Below are 19,947 nucleotides of genomic sequence, written 5' to 3' on the forward strand. Positions count from 1 at the left end.
ACCGCCCTCGTCTGGCGGGCCGACGGCTCGGACGTCGCCGTGCCGGTCGCCGAGCTCGTGACCGGCAACATGACCACTTCCCTGGCCCAGGACGACGTCGACCCGCCACCCCTCCGCTCTCCCCCCGAGCCGGACGATCGATCCGCGTGCCAGCGGATCGATCTAGGCGATCGCTCCCCGCTCTGCGAAACGTGACCACCCTCTCCGGCCGACCGCGCCGAGCCCGGCGGGGACGGGCTCGAAGGAAGATCAGCCGAGGCTCGCGACCCACTCCGAGCTGCCGTCGACGAAGGACTGCTCCTTCCAGATCGGCACCGACGCCTTGATGTCGTCGACCAGTGCCGCGCAGGCTTCGAAGGCCGCCGCGCGGTGGGCCGAGGCCACGGCGCAGGCGAGGGCGAGGTCGCCGACCACGAGGTCGCCGATCCGGTGCACGGCGGCGATGCGGACGTCGGGCCAGCGCTCGGCGATGCGGCGGGCGGAGGCGAGGAGTGCGGCGGGGGCGTCCGGGTGCGCCTCGTAGGACAGCCGGAGCACGCCGCGGCCCTCGTCGTGGTCGCGGACGACGCCCGCGAAGGTCACCACGGCGCCGTGCGTCGGGGAGTCGACCGCCTGCTCGCACTCGTCGACGGTGATGGCCTCGGCCGCGAGCCGGGCGAGGGCGACCGGCTCAGCGGGCATGGTCGCCGCCTCCGAGCTGATCGAGGAGGTGCCCGATCACCGGGTCGAGCACGTCGATCCCGTCGCGGACGCCGCCGGGGGAGCCGGGGAGGTTCACTACGACGGTGCGGCCGCTGACGCCGGCGAGCCCGCGGCTGAGCACGGCGGTCGGGACGTGGGCGGCGCCCTTGGCGCGCACCGCCTCGGCGAGGCCGGGCAGGGGCCTCTCCAGGAGGGGGGCGGTCTGCTCCGGGGTGACGTCGCTCGGGGCGACGCCCGTCCCGCCGGTGGTCACGACCACGTCGACTCCGCTGCCGATCGCGTCGGCGATCGCCTCGCCCACCGCGTCGCCGTCGGCCACGACGACCACCCGGGACTCCCAGCCGCGGGTGGTGAACCAGGCCTCCAGCGCCGGTCCCGTCCGGTCCTCGTACACGCCGGAGGCGGCACGGGTGGAGGCGACGACCGCCACCGCCCGCCGCGTCACGGGGTTCCTCCGCTCGTCCACGAGCCGCTCCTCCCGCCCGCCTTCGCGAGCACACGGATACCGGTGATCGCGGCACCGCGATCGACCGCCTTGATCATGTCGTAGACCGTGAGGGCGGCCACGCTGACCGCGGTCAGCGCCTCCATCTCGACGCCGGTGCGCCCGGTCGTGCGCACGCGCGCCTCGATCCGGACGCGGCCGTCCTGCGGCTCGAGGTCCACGTCGACGCCGTCCAGCGCCAGCGGGTGGCAGAGCGGGATGAGGGTCGAGGTCGCCTTCGCGCCGAGGATCCCGGCGATCCGCGCCACGCCGAGCGCTTCGCCCTTGGGCAGCTCGCCCTGCTCGAGGAGCCGCACCACCTCGGGCGAGGTCTCGACGTAGCCCTCGGCGACGGCGGTGCGCGCCGTGACCTCCTTCGCGCTCACATCGACCATGTGCACGGCTCCGTCGCCGCGCACATGGGTGAGCCGATCGCTCTCAGTCATCGATCCTCCAGATCTCGACCGTGTCGCCGGTCGCTGCGTGGTCCGTCCCGACGGGGACGTGGATGAGCACGGTGGAGCGGGCGTAGGACGCCAGTAGGTGCGAGCCGGGCCCGCCCATCGGGTGCACGAGGCCCTCGTCGTCGAGGACTCCGCGGCGGATCTGGTGCAGGTGCGCGGGCGAGTCGAGCGCCGTGCCGAGGCGCGCACGGAGCCGCGGCCGCTCGGCGGGCGTCCGTCCCGCGAGCGAGCGCAGCACGGGCCGGAGGAACACCTCGAACGAGACCAGGGCGCTCACCGGGTTCCCGGGAAGCGAGACGACCGGCAGGTGCAGCCCCTCGGCCACGCGCACGAGACCGAGGCCCTGCGGGCCGCCCGGCTGCATCTCGACGTGGCCGAACTCCGAGCCCGCCGGGCCGAGCGCGTCGCGGACGACCTCGTACGCGCCCGCGCTGACACCGCCGACCGTGATCACCAGGTCGGCCGCGCCCGCGTGCTCCTCGAGCAGCGCCAGGAGGTCCTCGGCCCGATCGCTCGTGCAGGCGACGACGACGGGCAGCGCGCCCGCCTCGCGGACGGCCTCGGCCAGCAGGGCGCCGTTCGCGTCGTGGATCTGCGCCTCCTCGAGGACGGCGCCTGCGGGACGGATCTCGTTGCCGGTGGGGACGACGAGCACCCGGAGTCGCGGCAGCACCTCCGCCTCGGTCAGCCCGAGGGAGGCGAGGAGTCCGTAGTGGGCCGCGCGGAGGACCGTGCCGGCCGGGAGGGCGAGCTCGCCGCGGCGGGCGTCGCTGCCCCGGGCTCGGACGAAGGTCGCCGGCACCACCGGGTGCGCGAAGGCGACGCTGCCCGCCGCGGGGAAGCGCGGAGGATCGACGCGCTCGACCGGGACGACGGCGTCGGCCCCCTCCGGCAGCGGCGAGCCGGTCATGATCGGTGTCGCCGTGCCGGGCTCGTGCCGCGGCGCCCGGTCGCCCGCGGGGATCGGCGCCGAGACGGGCAGGGCGACGGGATGCTCCGGCGCCGCCGCGTCGAGGTCGGCCGCCCGCACCGCGAAGCCGTCCATCTGCGAGTTGTCGAAGCGCGGCAGGTCGAGCGGGGAGTCGACGGAGCGGGCGAGGACCCGCCGGTCGTACGCGCCCGGATCGGCGGCGACGGCGGCCGGCTCCAGGCTCAGGGTCTCGCGGGCACCCCGCGTGGCCAGCGGCGCGAGCAGCGCCCGCACCCGGGCGGCGTGCAGGTCGATCGAGGTCATCGTGTCCTCTCGCGAGCGGCGGAGCCCGACCGGCGGCGGGACCGAGTCCATCTTGCCGGGTCGCGCCCGGTTCCGCGGCGTAGTGTGAGCGGATGAGCACAGCACTGGGGATCCCGGGCTTCCGGCCCCGACAGCGCAGCGCGGTCCTCCCGGCCGACCGCCCCGCCACCCCGCTCCTCCTGGACACCTACGGGCGCGTCGCGGACGATCTGCGGATCTCGCTGACGGACAAGTGCAATCTGCGCTGCACCTATTGCATGCCGGCGGAGGGCCTGCCGTTCCAGCCGCCCGCGTCCCTGCTCAGCCGCGAGGAGATCCTCCGCCTCGCGCGCATCGCCGTGGAGCAGTTCGGCGTCCGCCAGATCCGCTTCACCGGCGGCGAGCCGCTCCTGCGCAAGGACCTCGTCGACATCATCCGCGACGTCGCCTCCCTCGACCCGCGCCCCGAGATCTCGCTCACCACGAACGCGATCGGCCTGTCGGGTCGGGCGGCGGCGCTCGCCGACGCCGGCCTGAACCGCGTCAACGTCTCGCTCGACTCGATCTGCGCCGAGACCTTCGCGAAGGTCACCCGTCGCCCGTTCCTCGACCGCGTGCTCGCGGGCATCGACGCGCTCGGTCCCGCCGGCCTGGACCAGACCAAGATCAACGCAGTGCTCCTGCCCGGGATCAACGACCACGAGGCCCCGGAGCTGCTCGCCTGGGCCCTCGCGGGAGGCCACCAGCTCCGCTTCATCGAGCAGATGGCGCTCGACGCCGACCACGGCTGGGACCGCGCGACCATGATCACCGCCGCGGACATCCGGGCGCTGCTCTCGGAGCGCTTCTCGCTCAGCCCGCACGCGGCCCCCCGCGACGGCGCCCCCGCCGAGCTCTTCGACGTCCGCGAGGCCGGGGGGTCCGAGGTGCTCGGCCAGGTGGGGATCATCGCGTCCGTCACCGAGAACTTCTGCGACGACTGCCGCCGCACCCGGCTCACCGCCGAGGGAGGTGTCCGCAGCTGCCTCTTCTCGAACGAGGAGACGGACCTGCTCGGCCCGATGCGCGCGGGCGCGGACGACCACGAGGTCGCCCAGCTCTGGCGCGGGGCGATGTGGGCCAAGCCCGCGGGACACGAGATGAACCGGGCGGGCTTCGTGCAGCCCGAGCGCACGATGAGCGCGATCGGCGGATGAGCATGCGGGTCCGCTACTTCGCGGCGGCCAAGGCCGCCCTCGGCCGTGGTTCCGACGAGCTCGACGAGGTGCCCGACCTGGGCGCTCTCGAGGAGAGACTCGTCGCCTCCGCGCCCTCGGCCTCCGACGTGCTCGCACGGTGCACCTACCTGGTCGACGGCGTGTCGACCGCGAACAGGGCCACGCCGCTGCGTCCCGATGCCGCGGTCGACGTCCTGCCGCCGTTCGCCGGCGGCTGACCCCGAAGAGCCCTCCGTGACGAGCCGTCCTCGACCGGACCGGTGCGTCCGCTCCGCGCGGTCCGCAGCAGGTGCGTCCGCGCTTCTGGAGGACGCTGCATCCCGAGGACGGACTGGTCCTGTCCCGCCGCACAGGGACCCGCGGGACGCCTCCCTCGGACCCGCGTGCGGCGGGGCAGGACCGGATCAGCGGCCGATCCCGTGCGTCACGGGCACAGGACGTTGGTCATCGTGTCGAGCACGTTGCGGTTCTGCACGTCGAGGAATCCGAACGCCGAGGAGACTCCGGTGGCGACCAGCACGCCGCTGACGAAGGCCCGGCCGTCCCGGGTCACGTAGGCGTCCGGCGCGAAGATGGTGGCGTCGGAGGGCACACCGGAGGCGACGCGGATCTGCGGCTGCGTCCTGTCCGCGAACGCGCCGTACCGGACGAGAGCGCCGTTCTGGATCACGTCCACGACGTCACGGTTCTGTCGATCGCGGTAGGCGTCGGCACTGGTCACCCCGGTAGCGACCAGGATGCTGCTGTTGAAGAGGCGCCCGTCCGGCGTCAGGTGGTACGAGGGCGCCAAGGCGGTCGATCCTGCCGGAACGTTCCTGGCGTAGACCTGGTTCTTCGTGGAGGAGATGTAGCGGACGAGCTCCGAGCCGACGATCACGTCGATGACGTCGTTGTTGCTCTGGTCGCGGAAGGAGTCCGCGCTCGTCACTCCGGTGGTCACGAGGGCTCCGCCGGCGCGCCGCAGCTCGCCGTTCGGTGTGACGTAGAAGGCGGGCGCATGGACCGTCGATCCGGCCGGCACGCCGCTCCCGATGGCCTTCGGCGCGGCCTCTCCGGTGACGAAGCGGTAGAAGACGCCGTCGACGACGAAGTCGGCGACGTCGCGGTTCTGCTCGTCGCGGAAGCCCTGGACGCTGGTGACGCCGCGCGCGATCCGCCCCCCGCCGTGATAGAGCTCGCCCGACTCCGTCAGGTAGTACCGGGGTCCGACGGTCTTGGCTCCCGAGGGCACGTTGCCGTTCGACTCCGTCGTCGTCCGTCCGCCGTCGGTGACGTACCGGACGGCGGTCCCCGTGGTCGCGGTGGTGCTCGCGGTCGCCGTCGCGCCCGCGGCGCCGGAGACGGCGGAGAGGGTGATGCCGTTCTGCGCCACGTTCCCGGCCGTGACCGGGATGCTCACGCGTCCGTCCGCGCCGGTCGTCGCCCTGACGGTCTGCGCGCCGCCGCTGGTCAGGCCGGCGGGGAGAGTGATGGCGACCGTGTCGCCGGCAGCGGGAGCGCCGTTGGTCGTGGCGAGGACGGAGACCGTTCTCGTGGTGCAGGCGGGGAAGGAGTACGCCGGGGCGTCGAAGGCGAGGGTGAGGCCGGTGGACGCGGCGGCCGCGGGGGTCGCGACCGCCGCGGCGACGACGGGGACGGACCAGGCCGCACCCGACATGATCGTCCGCCGGGCGAGCCCCCCGCGGGTCGAGTCGATCCGCGGTGGGAGGGAGCGCGAGTGCGCTGCCGTCGGGTCCAGGGCGTTGGTGTCCGTCATGGTGTTCCTTTTCTTTCTTTCGTGCGAGGGGTGGTGGACGCGCCGATCCTGCCGAACGTCCGGCCTCCGGTCGACGCGGAACGGGCCGCGACGAGGTTCCATGCCCGACCGTGGACGTTCCGTCGCGCCGCCGGACCGGGGGAGCCGCTCAGGCCGCCTCCTCGCCGGGAGCCCGTCCGGCGCGGGGGGCGCGGCGGCCCACGTCAGCTCGCGTCGTCGATCCGGCGGAGGGTCCGCTGCATGTGGATCCGCGAGCTGAAGCCGGCCGACCGCGCCACGCGGTCCAGGTCCGTCGCCGCCCGCGGGCCGAGTTCGTCGAGGAGGCGCTGCGCCTCGAAAGCCCGCGCGCGCTCGATCCGCTGACGAGGGGTGGTGCCGGCGGCCGAGAACGCCCGGTGCAGGTGGCTGACCGACACGCCGAGGCTCTCCGCAAGCGTCTCCACCGTGAAGGAGCGGTCGCGGTAGTGCCGCTCGATCAGGCGCGTGCCGTTCGCATACACGGCGGCGGGGGACCGGTCCTCCCGGTCGGAGGAGGGCAGCAGCGCCGAGAAGGCCGAGGCCAGGAGGTGCTCGCTCGCGATCTCGAAGTGCTCGAAGGCCGCGTCCGAGGGCTCGACGCCGAAACTGAGGACGGTGTTCGCCGCACCGGTGAGTGCGCGCCAGTAGGCCTCGGGGAGGGCGAGGACCCGGTCCGTGAGCGAGGCGAACTCGCTCGCGCGGAGCACCGAGGGGCGCAGCTGCCACTCGAAGCGCGCCCACGGACTGAGCGCCGCCGCGTACTGCACCGTCGAGGCGCGGGTCACGAGAGCGCTGCCGGCCGGGAGCCGGTGGTCGCGGCCCCGGGCGGAGAGGCGGCCGGTCCCGTCGAGGCTGAAGAGCACGCGGAGCCTTCCGGGATGGGGGAGGACCTCGAACTCCCCGGTCTGCAGCCAGGCGCGGCTGAGGCTGAGGCGCGGCGAGACGATCGCGTCGCAGACGGCACCTCGCGGCAGGGGGCGCCGCGGAATCCAGCCGAGCCGACGCAGCCGCCTCTCGGCGGGACTCCAGACCTCGGGCATCACGCCTCCGCGCCGGGGCCGAGCGGGTCGGGAGGATCGAGCAGCGCCGCCTGCCGCGCGGAGTGCGGTGAAGGCGTCGGCATGGGTGCTCTCCTCGGAACGGTGGCCGCGAGCACGCCACCGCCGATCAGCTTCGGACACTGCTCCGCCCTGATCCGCGGAGAAGGACGGATCCTCTCCGCTGCGAGCACCGAACATCCCGGGTCGCCGATCGGCAGGGCGCTGGGTGCGCCTCACCCCTCCCGTTCCACGGCGCACGCGGCCGCGGGGCGGGTCACCGCTCCCGCCACGACGCCATCCCGCCGTCGAGCGAGTCGGACGCCACGCCCGCCGCCGCCGCGCGCTCCGCCGCGAGACGCGACCGGACCCCGGAGGCGCAGTGCAGCACGAGCGGACCGGCCGGCAGAGCGGCGGGGTCGAAGCGCGACATCGGCATCCGCACGGCACCGGGCACCGCGACGGACCGGTCCTCGTCGTCCTCGCGGAGGTCGACGACGGTCGGGGGCGTCGGCCCGGCCAGCCGCTCCCGCAGCTCGGCCGCCGTGATCGAGCCCGCCGCGGCCCGCCGCTCCGGGACCGGCGGCACCCGCCGCTCGAGAGGGAGCTCGGCCCAGGAGGAGTCGAGAGCGTCGTGCACGAGCACGCGACCGAACAGCGGCTCGCCCGCCCCGGTCACGAGCTTGACGACCTCGGCCGCCATGGCCGAGCCGATCAGCGCGCAGAGCGCGCCCAGCACGCCCACCGTCGAGCAGCTGTCGCCCGCGTCCTCGGCCTCGGGGTGCAGCGCGCGCAGGGTCACCCCTCCGCCCGGGGCGCCGGCCCAGAAGGTCGAGAGCTGCCCGTCGAAGCCGAGTGCCGATCCCCACACGTGCGGGATCCCGGCGCGCGTCGTCGCGTCCGAGGCGAGGTAGCGCGCGCCGAAGGTGTCGAAGCCGTCGACCACGACGTCCCAGCCCGCCACCAGGGCGTCGACGTTGGCCGAGGTCAGCGACACCGGGAAGGCCCGGGCGTCGATGCCGGGGGAGAGCCGCCGCGCGGTCGCCGCCGCCGACTCCGCCTTCGACCGGCCCACCGAGGAGTCGTCGTGCGCCGTCTGCCGCGCCAGGTTCGAGAGCTCGACGACATCGCCGTCCACAATGCCGAGCCGCCCGATCCCGGCCGCGGCGAGCGCCGTGATCACCGGCGAGCCGATGCCGCCCGCGCCGAGGATCAGCACGCGCGCGTTCCGGAGGCGCCGCTGTCCGAGCTCCCCGAGGGGCGCCAGGCGGATCTGCCGGGCGAACCGCTCGCGCTCGGCGGCGGTCAGCGGCGGTCCGGGCTCGACGAGCGGGGTCATGGGAGCTCCTTCCTCCACTGGCCCTCGTGGGCGACGGGGGTGAAGCAGACGGCCTCGTTCACAGCGAGCATCGGTCGGTTCTCCTCGGCGTTCCAGGTGTAGACGGCCCGGCAGTCCGGGGCGGTCCCCACCGCATCGCCGATCGCGGTCAGGGCGAGGAAGTCGCTCCAGCCGTGGGCGCCCACGGCCTCGGGGATCGCGAGCTCGCGGATCCGGAGCGCCGGGTCGGAGGTGCGGTTCACCACCCCAGTGTGCACGTCTCGGCGCCCGCGGCGGCCTCCTGCGCCTGTTCCGGTGCGGGATCGCGGCGGTCCGTCGGCCGGTCGGGGCTCCGCCTCCCGGCCCGGCCGCGGCCGTCGGCTACCGTGGAGGCGTTGTGGACGGGAGCGAGGCGGCCGGGTGTACCTGAAGAGCCTGACCCTCAAGGGCTTCAAGTCCTTCGCTCAGCCGACCACGTTCGCCTTCGAGCCGGGGGTCACCTGCGTCGTCGGCCCCAACGGCTCGGGCAAGAGCAACGTCGTCGACGCGCTCGCCTGGGTGATGGGGGAGCAGGGGGCGAAGACGCTCCGCGGCGGCAAGATGGAGGACGTCATCTTCGCGGGCACCTCCACCCGCGGACCCCTCGGCCGCGCCGAGGTCGCGCTCACCATCGACAACTCGGACGGCGCCCTGCCGATCGAGTACACCGAGGTGACGATCACCCGGACCCTCTTCCGCAACGGCGGCAGCGAGTACGCGATCAACGGACGCGGCTGCCGGCTGCTCGACGTGCAGGAGCTGCTGAGCGACTCCGGTCTCGGGCGCGAGATGCACGTCATCGTGGGGCAGGGACAGCTCGACGCCGTGCTGCACGCGACCCCCGAGGAGCGGCGCGGGTTCATCGAGGAGGCCGCCGGGATCCTCAAGCACCGCCGCCGCAAGGAGAAGACGCTCCGCAAGCTCGAGGCGATGCAGGCGAACCTGACCCGCCTCTCCGACCTCGCGGGCGAGATCCGGCGCCAGCTCAAGCCCCTCGGGCGCCAGGCCGAGGTCGCACGGCAGGCGCAGACGATCGCCGCCGTGGTGCGCGACGCCCGGGCGCGCCTGCTCGCCGACGACGTGGTCGCGCTCCGGACCGCTTTGGACGGCTTCGCCCGCACCGAGAGCGAGCGGCACAGCGAGCGGGTGGTCCTGCAGCAGCGGCTCGAGCAGGCGACGCTCCGGCGAGCGCGGATCGAGGCGGAGGTGGTCGGCGACGCGGTCGACGACGCCCGGCGCACCTCGTTCGAGCTGGAGTCGGTGCAGGAGCGGCTGCGCAACCTCTCGGCCCTCGCCGGGCAGCGGCTCGCGATGCTCGAGCTCGAGTCCGAGCAGCCGCAGATCCAGCCGCGCGTGACGCCGGGGCAGGTGGAGGAGGCGCGGGTCGAGCTCGAGCGCCTGCGGCAGGCCGTCCTCGACGCGGAGTCGGCGTGGGTCCAGGCGCAGCGCACGACCGTCGCCGCCCGCTCCGCCCTCGACGCGGTCGACGCGGAGATCGCCGCGCAGGCGGCCCTCGTCTCGCGCTACGACCTCGAGCTCTCCACCCTCTCGGGGCAGGCCGACACCGCCGCCTCCCGTCTCGCGTCCGTCCGGGGCGAGGTCCTGCGCGCGCAGAACACCCTCGACGCGGCCGACCGGCGGAAGGAGGCGGCGCGGCGGGCGCTCGACGCTCTGGAGGCCGAGCTGGACGACGCGGGCCGCGGCCCCGACGGCGGCCTCGACGAGGGCTACGAGCTCGCCCAGTCCGCGGTCTCGGCCGCCGAGGGCGGGATCGAGCGGCTGCGCGAGGAGCTGCACGCCCTAGAGCGCGAGCGCGAGGCGCTGGCCGCCCGCACGGGTGCCCTGTCGCTGGCCCTCGACGTCTCGGACGGCTCGGCCGAGCTGATCGCCGCCCGGATCGAGGGGGTGCGCGGCCGGGTCGCCGAGCGGATCCAGGTGCGGCCGGGCTGCGAGGCCGCGATCGCCGCCGCCCTCGGCGCGGTCGCCGACGCCGTGCTGGTCGAGTCGACCGCCCGGGCCGACGCGGCACTGGACGCCGCGCTGGAGCGCGACCTCGGACGCGTCGAGCTGCTGGTCGCCGACGCCGCCCGGCCGCACGTCGCTCTCACCGTTCCCGAGGGGGCGGAACGCGCGGGCGACCTCGTCACGGCGCCGGCCGGGGTCCTCTCGCTCCTCGAGCGCGTGCTCGTGGTCGAGGACCTCGCCGCGGCGCGGCGCCTGAGGGAGCGCATCGATCCGGGCACCGTCCTGGTCACCCGCGACGGCGCGACCGTCTCCGACGCCGTGCAGAGCGCCGGCTCCGGCGGGCAGCGCAGCCGGATCGAGCTCGTCTCCGAGCGCGACTCGGCCGCCGCCCGGCTGGAGGAGGTCGAGGGCGGGATCGACCGGCTCCGCTTCGAGCTCGCCGAGCAGACCGGTGCGCTCCGCGGCGCGAAGGAGCAGGCCGCGAGCGCGCTCTCGGCCCTCCGCGAGCACGACGCCGCCCGTGCCGCCCACACCGAGCGGCTCGGCGGCGTGCGCGCCCAGCTCGAGGCGGCCACCGCCGAGCACGGCCGGGGCTCGAGGGCGCTGGCCGTCGCCTCGGACCGGGTCGGCGACGCCGAGCGCGCGGCCCAGGAGGCGAGGTCGGCGCTCGACGCCGCGCGCGCCCGGCCTCGGCCGGTGCTCGACGCGAGCGCCCGCGACGGTCTGCAGCGCGACGTCGACACCGCACGCGAGCGCGAGATCGAGGCGCGGCTCGGCGTCGAGACCGCCAAGGAGCGGGTGCGGGCGGAGCAGTCCCGCGGGGAGGCGCTCGCCCGCCAGCTGGCCGCCGACCGCGCCGCCGCCGACGAGGCCGCGCGCCGCGCCGTGATCCGCCGTCGCCAGCGCGACGCGGCGGCCGAGGTGACCGCCGCGCTCCCCGCCGTCCTCGCCTCCGTCGACCGCTCCGTCCAGCAGGCCCGGGCCGAGCTCGTCGCGGCCGAGTCGGCGCGCTCGCAGCAGAACGCCGAGCTGCAGGGGCTCCGCCGCGAGGAGGGGAGCGTGCGCGACCGGCTCCAGTCCGTCACCGAGAGCGTGCACGGCCTCGAGCTGCAGATCTACGAGAAGAGGCTGCAGCTCACCGGTCTGCTCGAGCGCGCCGCGTCCGAGCTCGGGCTCACCGAGGACGTGCTGGTGGAGGAGTACGGTCCCGGAGTCGGCGTCCCCGACGAGACGGACGTGGAGCAGGAGCCGCGGCCCTACGTCCGCGAGGAGCAGCGCCGCCGCCTCGAGAAGGCCGAGAAGCAGCTCGGGCAGCTGGGCCGCGTCAATCCGCTCGCGCTGGAGGAGTTCGCCGCGCTGGAGCAGCGGCACGCGTTCCTGACCGAGCAGCTGGCCGACCTCACCGGGACCCGGCGCGACCTGCTCACCATCATCGAGGAGCTCGACGAGACGATGCAGACCGTGTTCGCCTCCGCGTTCGACGACACGCAGGCGGCATTCGCGGACGTGTTCCCCGTCCTCTTCCCCGGCGGCACCGGCAGCATCCGGCTGACCGACCCGGAGAACCTGCTCACCACCGGCATCGAGGTCGCGGTGCGGCCGGCCGGCAAGAAGATCGAGCGGCTGTCGCTCCTCTCCGGAGGGGAGCGCTCGCTCGCGGCCGTGGCGTTCATGGTCGCCATCTTCAAGTCGCGGCCGAGCCCCTTCTACATCATGGACGAGGTGGAGGCCGCCCTCGACGACGCGAATCTCGGCCGACTGCTCAGCATCTTCGAGGACCTGCGCACCTCGAGCCAGCTGATCGTCATCACCCACCAGAAGCGGACCATGGAGATCGCGGACGCCCTCTACGGCGTCTCGATGCGGCAGGACGGCGTCTCGGCCGTCGTCGGCCAGCGCGTCGCCGCGCCCCCGGCCTGAACCCGCCTCCCCGACCGCTCGGAGGCGCGCCCGCCGGTAGCCTGGACCCATGGCAGAACGCACCTCCTGGTCGCTCGGCCGCGCACTGCGCGGCCTGTTCGAGAAGCGCACGATCGACGACCAGACCTGGGACGACCTCGAGACGGCGCTGATCACCGCCGACTTCGGCCCCGACATCACCGAGGAGATCGTCGACGACCTCCGCGCCAAGGTCGCCCGCTACTCCACCACCGACCCGCGCGACCTGCAGCGGATGCTCCGCGAGTCCCTCGAGGAGCGCCTGTCGAAGTACGACACCACACTCAAGCTCAGCGAGCGCCCCGCCGTGATCCTCGTGGTCGGCGTGAACGGCGTCGGCAAGACCACGACCATCGGCAAGTTCGCCAAGTTCCTCCGCAACTACGGCCGGAGCGTCGTGGTCGGCGCGGCCGACACCTTCCGCGCGGCGGCGGTCGACCAGCTCGCCACCTGGGCGCAGCGCGCCGACGCCCAGATCGTCCGCCCTCAGCAGGAGCGCCAGGATCCGGCGTCCGTCGCCTTCCAGACCGTGCAGTTCGCGAAGGACACCGGCGTCGAGATGGTCATCATCGACACGGCCGGCCGCCTGCACACCAAGGGCGGGCTGATGGACGAGCTCACGAAGATCAAGCGCGTCATCGAGAAGCAGGCCCCGATCTCCGAGATCCTGCTCGTGCTCGACGCGACGACCGGTCAGAACGGGCTGAGCCAGGCCGAGGCGTTCATCGAGCACGCGGGCGTCACCGGCCTGGTCATCACCAAGCTCGACGGCTCCGCGAAGGGCGGCTTCGTCCTCGCGGTCCAGGAGCGCACCGGCATCCCGATCAAGCTCGTCGGCCAGGGCGAGGGCATCGGCGACCTCACCGGCTTCACCCCCCACGTCTTCGCCCAGCAGCTCGTCAGCTGAGCGGCCCCGCCCGGGACGACGCGCCGGCGCCGTCCCGGTGGCGGGCTACACGGCCTGCGAGAAGCCCAGCGCCGCGTCGGCGAGGTGGCGCAGGTGCTCCGGGACCGGCAGCCCCTTCGACTCCATCGAGCGCGCCCAGAGCCGGCCGGCCCGGTAGGAGGAGCGGACCAGGGGCCCGGCGAGGACGCCGAGGAAGCCGATGTCCTCGGCCTCCTCCTTGATCGCCACGAACTCCTCCGGGTGCACCCAGCGGTCCACCGGCAGATGCCGCGGCGTCGGGCGGAGGTACTGCGTGATGGTCACGATGTCGGTGCCGGCGTCGTAGAGGTCCTGCAGCGCCTGCGAGATCTCCTCCCGCTCCTCGCCCATGCCGAGAATGAGGTTCGACTTCGTGATCAGCCCCGCCTCCCGGCCCTGGGTGAGCACGTCGAGCGAGCGCTCGTAGCGGAAGGCCGGCCGGATGCGCTTGAAGATCCGCGGCACCGTCTCGACGTTGTGGGCGAACACCTCCGGCTCCGCGTCGAACACCCGCTGCAGGTGCTCGGCGCGGCCGGTGAAGTCCGGGACCAGGATCTCGACCCCCGTGCCCGGAGCCTGGGCGTGGATCTGGCGGATGGTCTCGGCGTAGAGCCAGGAGCCCTCGTCGGGCAGGTCGTCGCGGGCGACTCCGGTGACGGTCGCGTAGCGGAGGTTCATCCGCGCCACGGACTCGCCGACACGCCGGGGCTCGTCCGCGTCGTAGTCCGCGGGCTTCCCGGTGTCGATCTGGCAGAAGTCGCAGCGGCGGGTGCACTGGGCGCCCCCGATGAGGAAGGTCGCCTCTCGGTCCTCCCAGCACTCGAAGATGTTGGGGCAGCCCGCCTCCTGGCAGACGGTGTGCAGCTCCTCGCTCTTCACCAGCGACTGCAGCTGCCGGTACTCCGGGCCCATCGAGGCCTTCGTTCGGATCCACTCGGGCTTGCGCTCGATCGGCGTCTCGGCGTTGCGGATCTCCAGCCGCAGCAGCTTGCGGCCGCCGGCCTCGGCGCTCACGCGGCGACCTCCTCGATGCGGGCGGAGAAGGCGGGGGCCGCCTCCGAGAAGCGCGCCGCCACCCGCGCCCGCACCGCCTCCATGGGCGGAGCTTCGCCGCGCTCGCGCTCGAGCGTGGTCACTCCGGCGTCGGCGATGCCGCAGGCGACGATGCGGGCGTAGGGCTCGAGGCTGTTCGAGACGTTGAGGGCGAATCCGTGCATCGTCACGCCCGAGGCGACGCGGATGCCGATCGCGGCGATCTTGTCGGCGCCGCCGTCCCTCGGGATCCACACTCCCGAGCGCCCGTCGACGCGCCGCCCCTGCACGCCCAGGTCGTCGAGAGCGGCGATCAGCGCGCCCTCCAGCGAGCGGACGTAGGCGACCACGTCGACGGGCTCGCCGAGCCGCACGATCGGGTAGCCGACGAGCTGCCCCGGGCCGTGCCAGGTGATCCGCCCTCCGCGGTCGACGTCGACCACGGGCGAGCCGTCGACCGGGCGCTCGTGCGCCTCGGTGCGCTTGCCTGCGGTGTAGACGGAGGAGTGCTCGCAGAGCACGAGGGTGTCCGGCCTCGAGCCCGCCACCACCTCGGCGTGCAGGCGGCGCTGCAGCTCCCAGCCGTCGGCGTAGTCCAGGGGTTCCGCGGAGTCGCCCGCCACCAGTGTCTCGATCACCGGGCCACCCTAGCCCTGTTCTTGGACCCGGACCAGTTAATCCGCTCCGCGGTGATCGCGCCGATCGCGAGCCGATCGGCGGCCCCGCCCGCCGACCCTCCGGGCCTCCGGTAGAATTCCGGGCATCATGGCTACTTTCGGCACCCTCTCCGATCGACTCGTCGAGACCTTCAAGAACCTCCGCACGAAGGGCAAGCTCTCCGCGTCGGACGTCGACGGCACCGTCCGCGAGATCCGGCGGGCCCTCCTCGACGCCGACGTGGCGCTGGAGGTCGTGAAGGAGTTCACCGGCAAGGTGCGCGAGCGCGCCCTCGGCGACGAGGTCAACAAGGCGCTCAACCCGGCCCAGCAGGTCGTCCAGATCGTCAACGAGGAGCTCGTCGCGATCCTCGGCGGACAGTCGCGCCGGCTCGAGTTCGCCAAGCGCCCGCCGACCGTCATCATGCTCGCCGGCCTCCAGGGCGCGGGTAAGACGACCCTCGCGGGCAAGCTCGGCAAGTACCTCGGCAAGGACGGCCACACCCCGCTGCTCGTCGCGGCCGACCTCCAGCGCCCCAACGCCGTGCAGCAGCTGCAGGTCGTCGGCGAGCAGGCCGGAGTCGCGGTCTACGCGCCGGAGCCGGGCAACGGCGTCGGCAACCCGGTCAAGGTCGCCCAGAACGCGATCCGCTTCGCGACCGACAAGCAGTACGACACGGTCATCATCGACACGGCCGGACGCCTCGGCGTCGACGCCGACATGATGAAGCAGGCCGCCGACATCCGCCGCGTCACGAACCCCGACGAGGTCCTGTTCGTCATCGACGCGATGATCGGCCAGGACGCGGTCGCGACCGCCAAGGCCTTCCAGGAGGGCGTCGACTTCACCGGCGTCGTTCTCTCCAAGCTCGACGGCGACGCCCGCGGAGGCGCGGCGCTCTCGGTCGCCTCGCTCACCGGCCGCCCGATCCTCTTCGCCTCCACGGGTGAGTCGCTCGACGACTTCGAGCAGTTCCACCCCGACCGCATGGCGAGCCGCATCCTCGACCTCGGCGACGTGCTGACGCTCATCGAGCAGGCCCAGTCCGCGTTCGACGAGGACGAGGCGCGCAAGATCGCCGAGAAGATCATGGGGGACACGTTCACCCTCGACGACTTCCTCGGCCAGATGCAGCAGCTGCGCAACATGGGCTCGATCAAGAAGATGATCGGCATGCTGCCCGGCGCGAAGGGCATGCGCGAGCAGCTCGACCAGTTCGACGAGCGCGAGATCGTGCGCACCGAGGCGATCATCCAGTCGATGACGAAGGCGGAGCGGGTCAACCCGAAGCTGCTCAACGGCTCGCGGCGCCTGCGCATCGCCCGCGGCTCCGGCATGACGGTCACGGACGTCAACCAGCTCGTCCAGCGCTTCGAGCAGGCCGCCAAGATGATGAAGACGGTCGCCAAGGGCGGCATGCCCTCGGTCCCCGGGATGGGCCCGGTGCCCGGCGCCGGCTACCAGGGCCGCCCGAAGCCGCAGAAGAAGAAGAGCAGCAAGTCCGGCAACCCCGCCAAGCGCGCGGCCGAGAACGCGGCGATCACCTCCGGGCCCCGCCCGGGCGATGCGGGCGGCTCCGGCTTCGGCCTGGGCGGCGGCGCCGGCAAGGGCGCCCAGCCCACGCCGGAGGAGCTCGAGCAGCTGCAGAAGCTCCTCGGGCGATGAGGCGGGTCGCGGCCGGACGCGCGGGCGGGGTCCTCGTCCTCGCGGCCGTGCTCGGGCTCACCGGCTGCGCCGAGGGCTCCGGGGTCGACGCGATGACGGCGCCCTCCCCGGAGGACCTGGTCGGCCGCTGGGTGACGGGCGTCTCCTACGACGCGCCCGACGTGCCGTTCCTCCTGATCGCGGAGGACGGGACCTGGGCGGGCTCCGACGGCTGCAACGGCGCGCAGGGCGAGTGGTCGATCGACCAGGAGGGCGCCCTCACCGTCTCGGCCGGGCCGAGCACGCTGATCGCCTGCGACGGCGTCGCACTGCCGATGATCTTCTCGGAGGCGGCGATGGCCTCGATCGACGGCGGACGGCTCCGCCTGTTCGACGACGAGGGGGCCACCGTCGTCAAGCTCGCCCGCTCCACGAGCGACGAGGCGCCCTCGGCGTCGCCGGACCCGGCGGGGGAGTAGCGCGCCGTCCCTCCGGGGGCCGCAGCGGGGATCCCCGTGAGGCGCACCGCTCGCTAGCGTGAGGGCATGACAACCGCACACGCGCGCCCCGTCCGCATCGGCGTCCAGATCGCACCGCAGCACGTCCCCTACGAGGTCATCCGCGACACGCTCGCCGAGCTCGAGGACCTCGGCGTCGACATCGCCTTCAACTGGGACCACTTCTTCCCGCTCTCGGGAGAGCCGAACGGCCTGCACTTCGAGGGCTGGAGCATGCTCGCGGCCTGGGCCGAGCAGACCAGCCGCATCGAGTTCGGCCCGCTGGTCACCTGCAACAGCTACCGGAACCCCGACCTCCTCGCCGACATGGCGCGCACGGTCGACCACATCAGCGCCAAGGGCGCCGAGGGCCGTCTGATCTTCGGCATCGGCTCGGGCTGGTTCGAGCGCGACTACGAGGAGTACGGCTACGAGTTCGGCACTCCCGGCTCCCGCCTCGACGAGCTCTCCGAGGCGATGCCGCGCATCCGCAGCCGGTGGTCGATGCTCAACCCGGCGCCCACCCGCGACATCCCGGTGATGATCGGCGGCGGCGGCGAGAAGAAGACGCTGCGGATCGTCGCCGAGCACGCCGACATCTGGCACAGCTTCTCGGACGTCCCGACGCTCGAGCGCAAGCTCGGCGTGCTCTCGGAGTGGTGCAGCCGCGTCGACCGCGACCCGGCGGCGATCGAGATCTCGACCGGCGCGAGCGTGCGCGGCGGTGTCGGCGACGCCTCCTTCGACGTGCTCGACCAGCAGTACGACCTGGGCGCCCGCCTGTTCACGCTCGGCATCACCGGTCCGGACATCGACCTCGCGCCCGTGCGCGACCTGCTCGGCTGGCGCGACGGCCGGAACAGCACCGCGCGCTGACCCGGCGGGGCGCCGTCAGGGCGGCGCCCCGCGTCGGAGTCAGGCCGCCGGCGCGTCCGTCGCCTTCTGGCCGGTCGGCACCGCCCGGGCGAGGCCGGACTTCTCGGCCGCCACCTCGAACGCGTCGGCCAGGGCGCGCTGGCCCTCGACGGTGGGATGCACGCCGTCCTCGCCGAGCAGCCCGTCCTCGCGGAGGGGGTCCGGGTACTCCAGCGCACCGCCGCCGGCGGCCGTCACGGCCTCGACCAGCGCCGCGTCGTACTCGTCGAGATCGGAGGGGCGCGGGTCGGGGCCCCAGACCGAGTCCAGCGCGATGAGCCGGGCCGAGGGCGAGGCGGCCACGATCGCGTCCACCGCCGGCCCGATCGCGGCGTCCACGTCCTCCGGATCCCAGCCCAGGTCGTTGCTGCTGGCGATCAGCACGATCGCGTCGGGCCGGGTGTCGGCGATCTCCTCCGCGCGGTCGCCGATCGCGACGCCGCAGTCGCCCGGCTCGATGAAGCCGCCGCCGTCGCAGCCCAGGTTCGTGACCTCCCAGCCGAGGTCGTCGCCGACGAGTGCGGGCCAGGCCTGCTCCGGATCGACCGTCAGACCGCGCACGATGCTGTCGCCGACGATCGTCACTCGGGAGCCGGCGGGCAGAGAGCCGCCGATCGAGAGCGGCAGCGGATCGGCGGTGACGGTCGGGAGGGGAGTGGCGGTGCCGGCGGGGGACGCGGTCGCCGGGCCGGTCGTCGTCGAGGACGAGCAGCCGGCGAGGCCGAGGGCCAGGGCGCCGATCGCGGCTGCGGCGAGGAGGACGGGACGCGTCATGAGCGGGGATCCCGGAGCCCGTCGCGCAGCTCGCCCGCGAGCGCCCGGACCACCGCCTTGAGGTCGCCGTCGTTCGCCGCGGCCGTCCGCAGCTGGCGCTGATAGCTCGCTCCCGCGACCAGGATCAGCTCGACGTCGCCGAGCTCCTTCACGCAGTCGAGACGCTCGGCGACCGGTGCGAGGGTGACGAGCAGGTCGCGGATGTCGTCGGTGACCAGGCGCTCCGCTCCAGCGGCGTCGAGGATGATCTCGGCGTCGAGCCCGTAGCGGGCCGCGCGCCACTTGTTCTCGCGCACGTACCAGGGCTGCATCGTCGGCAGGTCCTCGCCCGCGTCCAGCCGCGACGAGAGGTGCTCGACGAGGCACTGGATCAGCGCGGCGACCGCTCCGATCTCCTCCGCGGAGGAGAGGCCGTCGCACGCGCGCATCTCGAGCGTGCCCCACTGCGGCGAGGGGCGGATGTCCCAGCGGACCTCCGTGTGGTCGTCGATGACGCCGGTGCGCATCATGTCGTCGACGTACTCCTCGTAGTTCGCCCAGGCACCGAACTGCGGAGGCAGGCCCGCCGTCGGCAGCTGCTGGAACATCAGCGCGCGGTTCGAGGCGTAGCCCGTGTCGACCCCGCCCCAGAACGGGCTCGACGCCGAGAGCGCCTGCAGGTGCGGGTAGTAGTCGAGCAGGGAGTTGAGGATCGGCAGCACCTTGTCGCGGTGCTCGATGCCGACGTGCACGTGGATGCCCCAGATCATCATGTTCCGACCCCACCACTGGGTCCGGTCGATGAGGCGGTGGTACCGCTCCTTGTCCGTGATGGCCTGGTCGAACCACTGCGCGAACGGGTGCGTGCCCGAGCACACGAGGTCGAGTCCCATGGGGTCGGTGATCTCGCGCACCTGCCGCAGCTGGTCCTGCAGGTCGGCGACCGCGTCGCGGACGGAGGTGTGCACGCCGGAGACCAGCTCGACCGTGTTGCGCAGGAGCTCGCCGGTGATGTGCGGGTGCGGGGCGCCGTCGTCGCTCCGGAGCGCCTCCAGCACCACATCGGCGACGTTGGCGAGATCGCCCGTCTGCCGGTCGACGATCGCGACCTCCCACTCGATCCCGAGCGTGGAGCGGTCTGATGCGGCGAAGCTGATCTCCATGGCGTGGTCCTCATCGGATCCGGGCGTCCGCCGATCGGGACGCGCCTCGCCATCCTGCCACCTGCGGCCGGGGCGGACGCCGAGCCCCGGCGGAGGCCTCCCCGGTCCCGCTCGGCCCGCTCCCGCGAGGGTGCCGCTGGGCGGCGGCGTGCCGGGCCCGCACCGGGGCGGTTTTTCTGGCAGAATGATCCGTCGGGTCCGAGGCGGTCG

At 73.7% G+C, this 19,947-nt stretch carries 20 protein-coding genes; 8 read left to right on the forward strand and 12 right to left on the reverse strand.

Going from position 1 to position 19,947, the window contains the following annotated elements; translation table 11 throughout:
* On the forward strand, positions 1-195 hold a 195-nt coding region (locus tag C5D04_RS18525), incomplete at its 5' end, for a hypothetical protein (RefSeq protein WP_219815019.1).
* Positions 196-249: 54 nt separating this feature from the next.
* Here the strand turns inward: C5D04_RS18525 and C5D04_RS09100 are convergent.
* Genes C5D04_RS09100 through glp form a run of 4 tightly spaced genes read right to left on the reverse strand, consistent with a single transcriptional unit; the run spans position 250 to position 2,884 of the window.
* Positions 250-681: a molybdenum cofactor biosynthesis protein MoaE gene (locus C5D04_RS09100; RefSeq protein ID WP_104232481.1), complete on the reverse strand. Its 432-nt coding sequence runs from the start codon at positions 679-681 to the stop codon at positions 250-252.
* Positions 671-1,168, reverse strand: a complete 498-nt coding sequence (locus tag C5D04_RS09105; RefSeq protein ID WP_244229433.1) for a molybdenum cofactor biosynthesis protein B — start codon at positions 1,166-1,168, stop codon at positions 671-673. Before C5D04_RS09105 ends, C5D04_RS09100 begins: the two co-directional genes overlap by 11 nt.
* Positions 1,144-1,632 (reverse strand): cyclic pyranopterin monophosphate synthase MoaC, encoded by a 489-nt coding sequence (moaC, locus tag C5D04_RS09110; RefSeq protein ID WP_104232482.1) that lies wholly within the window; start codon positions 1,630-1,632, stop codon positions 1,144-1,146. Before moaC ends, C5D04_RS09105 begins: the two co-directional genes overlap by 25 nt.
* The gene (gene glp, locus C5D04_RS09115; RefSeq protein WP_104347630.1) at positions 1,625-2,884 is read right to left on the reverse strand and encodes a gephyrin-like molybdotransferase Glp; all 1,260 of its coding nucleotides are present in this window, start codon (positions 2,882-2,884) and stop codon (positions 1,625-1,627) included. The genes moaC and glp overlap by 8 nt, the downstream gene beginning before the upstream one ends.
* Positions 2,885-2,976: 92 nt before the next feature.
* On the opposite strand from glp, the gene moaA reads away from it, so the two are divergent.
* Both moaA and C5D04_RS09125 read left to right on the forward strand, forming a co-directional pair.
* On the forward strand, positions 2,977-4,059 hold the full coding sequence (gene moaA / locus C5D04_RS09120; RefSeq protein WP_104226889.1) for a GTP 3',8-cyclase MoaA: 1,083 nt from the start codon (positions 2,977-2,979) through the stop codon (positions 4,057-4,059).
* A complete protein-coding gene (locus tag C5D04_RS09125) occupies positions 4,056-4,298 on the forward strand; it encodes a MoaD/ThiS family protein (RefSeq protein ID WP_104347614.1) in 243 nt (80 codons plus the stop codon). The genes moaA and C5D04_RS09125 overlap by 4 nt, the downstream gene beginning before the upstream one ends.
* 206 nt (positions 4,299-4,504) lie before the next feature.
* Here C5D04_RS09125 and C5D04_RS09130 read toward each other — a convergent pair whose 3' ends face one another.
* The 4 genes from C5D04_RS09130 to C5D04_RS09145 form a co-directional block, all read right to left on the reverse strand.
* Positions 4,505-5,836 carry a hypothetical protein gene (locus C5D04_RS09130; RefSeq protein ID WP_104325925.1) on the reverse strand — a complete coding sequence of 444 codons (1,332 nt, stop codon included), beginning with the start codon at positions 5,834-5,836 and terminating at the stop codon, positions 4,505-4,507.
* 203 nt (positions 5,837-6,039) lie between these two features.
* Positions 6,040-6,894 (reverse strand): AraC family transcriptional regulator, encoded by an 855-nt coding sequence (locus C5D04_RS09135; protein ID WP_104347615.1) that lies wholly within the window; start codon positions 6,892-6,894, stop codon positions 6,040-6,042.
* Positions 6,895-7,168: 274 nt separating this feature from the next.
* On the reverse strand, positions 7,169-8,230 hold the full coding sequence (locus C5D04_RS09140) for a ThiF family adenylyltransferase (protein WP_104232484.1): 1,062 nt from the start codon (positions 8,228-8,230) through the stop codon (positions 7,169-7,171).
* Complete coding sequence (locus C5D04_RS09145) at positions 8,227-8,472, reverse strand: hypothetical protein (protein WP_146087851.1); 246 nt, start codon at positions 8,470-8,472, stop codon at positions 8,227-8,229. Before C5D04_RS09145 ends, C5D04_RS09140 begins: the two co-directional genes overlap by 4 nt.
* Positions 8,473-8,629: 157 nt before the next feature.
* Here C5D04_RS09145 and smc point away from each other — a divergent pair, with 157 nt between their 5' ends.
* Together smc and ftsY are read left to right on the forward strand one after the other, a co-directional pair.
* Positions 8,630-12,133, forward strand: a complete 3,504-nt coding sequence (gene smc / locus C5D04_RS09150; protein ID WP_104347617.1) for a chromosome segregation protein SMC — start codon at positions 8,630-8,632, stop codon at positions 12,131-12,133.
* Positions 12,134-12,182: 49 nt separating this feature from the next.
* Positions 12,183-13,058, forward strand: coding sequence for a signal recognition particle-docking protein FtsY (gene ftsY, locus C5D04_RS09155; RefSeq protein WP_104223920.1), 876 nt, complete (start codon positions 12,183-12,185; stop codon positions 13,056-13,058).
* Positions 13,059-13,103: 45 nt separating this feature from the next.
* On the opposite strand, the gene lipA is transcribed toward ftsY, so the two are convergent.
* Positions 13,104-14,090 (reverse strand): lipoyl synthase, encoded by a 987-nt coding sequence (gene lipA, locus C5D04_RS09160; protein ID WP_104226884.1) that lies wholly within the window; start codon positions 14,088-14,090, stop codon positions 13,104-13,106.
* The gene (lipB, locus tag C5D04_RS09165) at positions 14,087-14,746 is read right to left on the reverse strand and encodes a lipoyl(octanoyl) transferase LipB (protein WP_104232487.1); all 660 of its coding nucleotides are present in this window, start codon (positions 14,744-14,746) and stop codon (positions 14,087-14,089) included. The genes lipA and lipB overlap by 4 nt, the downstream gene beginning before the upstream one ends.
* 127 nt (positions 14,747-14,873) lie before the next feature.
* On the opposite strand from lipB, the gene ffh reads away from it, so the two are divergent.
* From ffh to C5D04_RS09180, 3 genes are all read left to right on the forward strand, one after another.
* Positions 14,874-16,430 carry a signal recognition particle protein gene (ffh, locus tag C5D04_RS09170; RefSeq protein WP_104226882.1) on the forward strand — a complete coding sequence of 519 codons (1,557 nt, stop codon included), beginning with the start codon at positions 14,874-14,876 and terminating at the stop codon, positions 16,428-16,430.
* Complete coding sequence (locus C5D04_RS09175) at positions 16,427-16,888, forward strand: META domain-containing protein (protein WP_104347618.1); 462 nt, start codon at positions 16,427-16,429, stop codon at positions 16,886-16,888. The genes ffh and C5D04_RS09175 overlap by 4 nt, the downstream gene beginning before the upstream one ends.
* A 66-nt stretch (positions 16,889-16,954) precedes the next feature.
* On the forward strand, positions 16,955-17,782 hold the full coding sequence (locus C5D04_RS09180; RefSeq protein ID WP_104232489.1) for an LLM class F420-dependent oxidoreductase: 828 nt from the start codon (positions 16,955-16,957) through the stop codon (positions 17,780-17,782).
* Between the two features lie 39 nt (positions 17,783-17,821).
* On the opposite strand, the gene C5D04_RS09185 is transcribed toward C5D04_RS09180, so the two are convergent.
* Together C5D04_RS09185 and C5D04_RS09190 are read right to left on the reverse strand one after the other, a co-directional pair.
* A complete protein-coding gene (locus tag C5D04_RS09185) occupies positions 17,822-18,595 on the reverse strand; it encodes an SGNH/GDSL hydrolase family protein (protein ID WP_104347619.1) in 774 nt (257 codons plus the stop codon).
* Entirely contained in the window at positions 18,592-19,737 is a 1,146-nt protein-coding gene (locus C5D04_RS09190; RefSeq protein WP_104267278.1) for a glutamate--cysteine ligase, read from the reverse strand. The genes C5D04_RS09185 and C5D04_RS09190 overlap by 4 nt, the downstream gene beginning before the upstream one ends.
* Between the last annotated feature and the right edge of the window lie 210 nt (positions 19,738-19,947).

The organism is Rathayibacter sp. AY1D2 (assembly GCF_002932695.1).
Lineage (GTDB): Bacteria > Actinomycetota > Actinomycetes > Actinomycetales > Microbacteriaceae > Rathayibacter.

What these genes read in the sequence shown, in the direction of transcription:
- C5D04_RS09135 (WP_104347615.1), bottom strand. Translation starts at nt 6,894, where the DNA reads ATGCCCGAGGTCTGGAGTCCCGCCGAGAGGCGGCTGCGTCGGCTCGGC.
- C5D04_RS09175 (WP_104347618.1), top strand. Translation starts at nt 16,427, where the DNA reads ATGAGGCGGGTCGCGGCCGGACGCGCGGGCGGGGTCCTCGTCCTCGCG.
- C5D04_RS09100 (WP_104232481.1), bottom strand. Translation starts at nt 681, where the DNA reads ATGCCCGCTGAGCCGGTCGCCCTCGCCCGGCTCGCGGCCGAGGCCATC.
- C5D04_RS09125 (WP_104347614.1), top strand. Translation starts at nt 4,056, where the DNA reads ATGAGCATGCGGGTCCGCTACTTCGCGGCGGCCAAGGCCGCCCTCGGC.
- C5D04_RS09130 (WP_104325925.1), bottom strand. Translation starts at nt 5,836, where the DNA reads ATGACGGACACCAACGCCCTGGACCCGACGGCAGCGCACTCGCGCTCC.
- C5D04_RS09190 (WP_104267278.1), bottom strand. Translation starts at nt 19,737, where the DNA reads ATGGAGATCAGCTTCGCCGCATCAGACCGCTCCACGCTCGGGATCGAG.
- C5D04_RS09180 (WP_104232489.1), top strand. Translation starts at nt 16,955, where the DNA reads ATGACAACCGCACACGCGCGCCCCGTCCGCATCGGCGTCCAGATCGCA.
- glp (WP_104347630.1), bottom strand. Translation starts at nt 2,884, where the DNA reads ATGACCTCGATCGACCTGCACGCCGCCCGGGTGCGGGCGCTGCTCGCG.
- moaA (WP_104226889.1), top strand. Translation starts at nt 2,977, where the DNA reads ATGAGCACAGCACTGGGGATCCCGGGCTTCCGGCCCCGACAGCGCAGC.
- ffh (WP_104226882.1), top strand. Translation starts at nt 14,874, where the DNA reads ATGGCTACTTTCGGCACCCTCTCCGATCGACTCGTCGAGACCTTCAAG.
- moaC (WP_104232482.1), bottom strand. Translation starts at nt 1,632, where the DNA reads ATGACTGAGAGCGATCGGCTCACCCATGTGCGCGGCGACGGAGCCGTG.
- C5D04_RS09185 (WP_104347619.1), bottom strand. Translation starts at nt 18,595, where the DNA reads ATGACGCGTCCCGTCCTCCTCGCCGCAGCCGCGATCGGCGCCCTGGCC.
- ftsY (WP_104223920.1), top strand. Translation starts at nt 12,183, where the DNA reads ATGGCAGAACGCACCTCCTGGTCGCTCGGCCGCGCACTGCGCGGCCTG.
- C5D04_RS09140 (WP_104232484.1), bottom strand. Translation starts at nt 8,230, where the DNA reads ATGACCCCGCTCGTCGAGCCCGGACCGCCGCTGACCGCCGCCGAGCGC.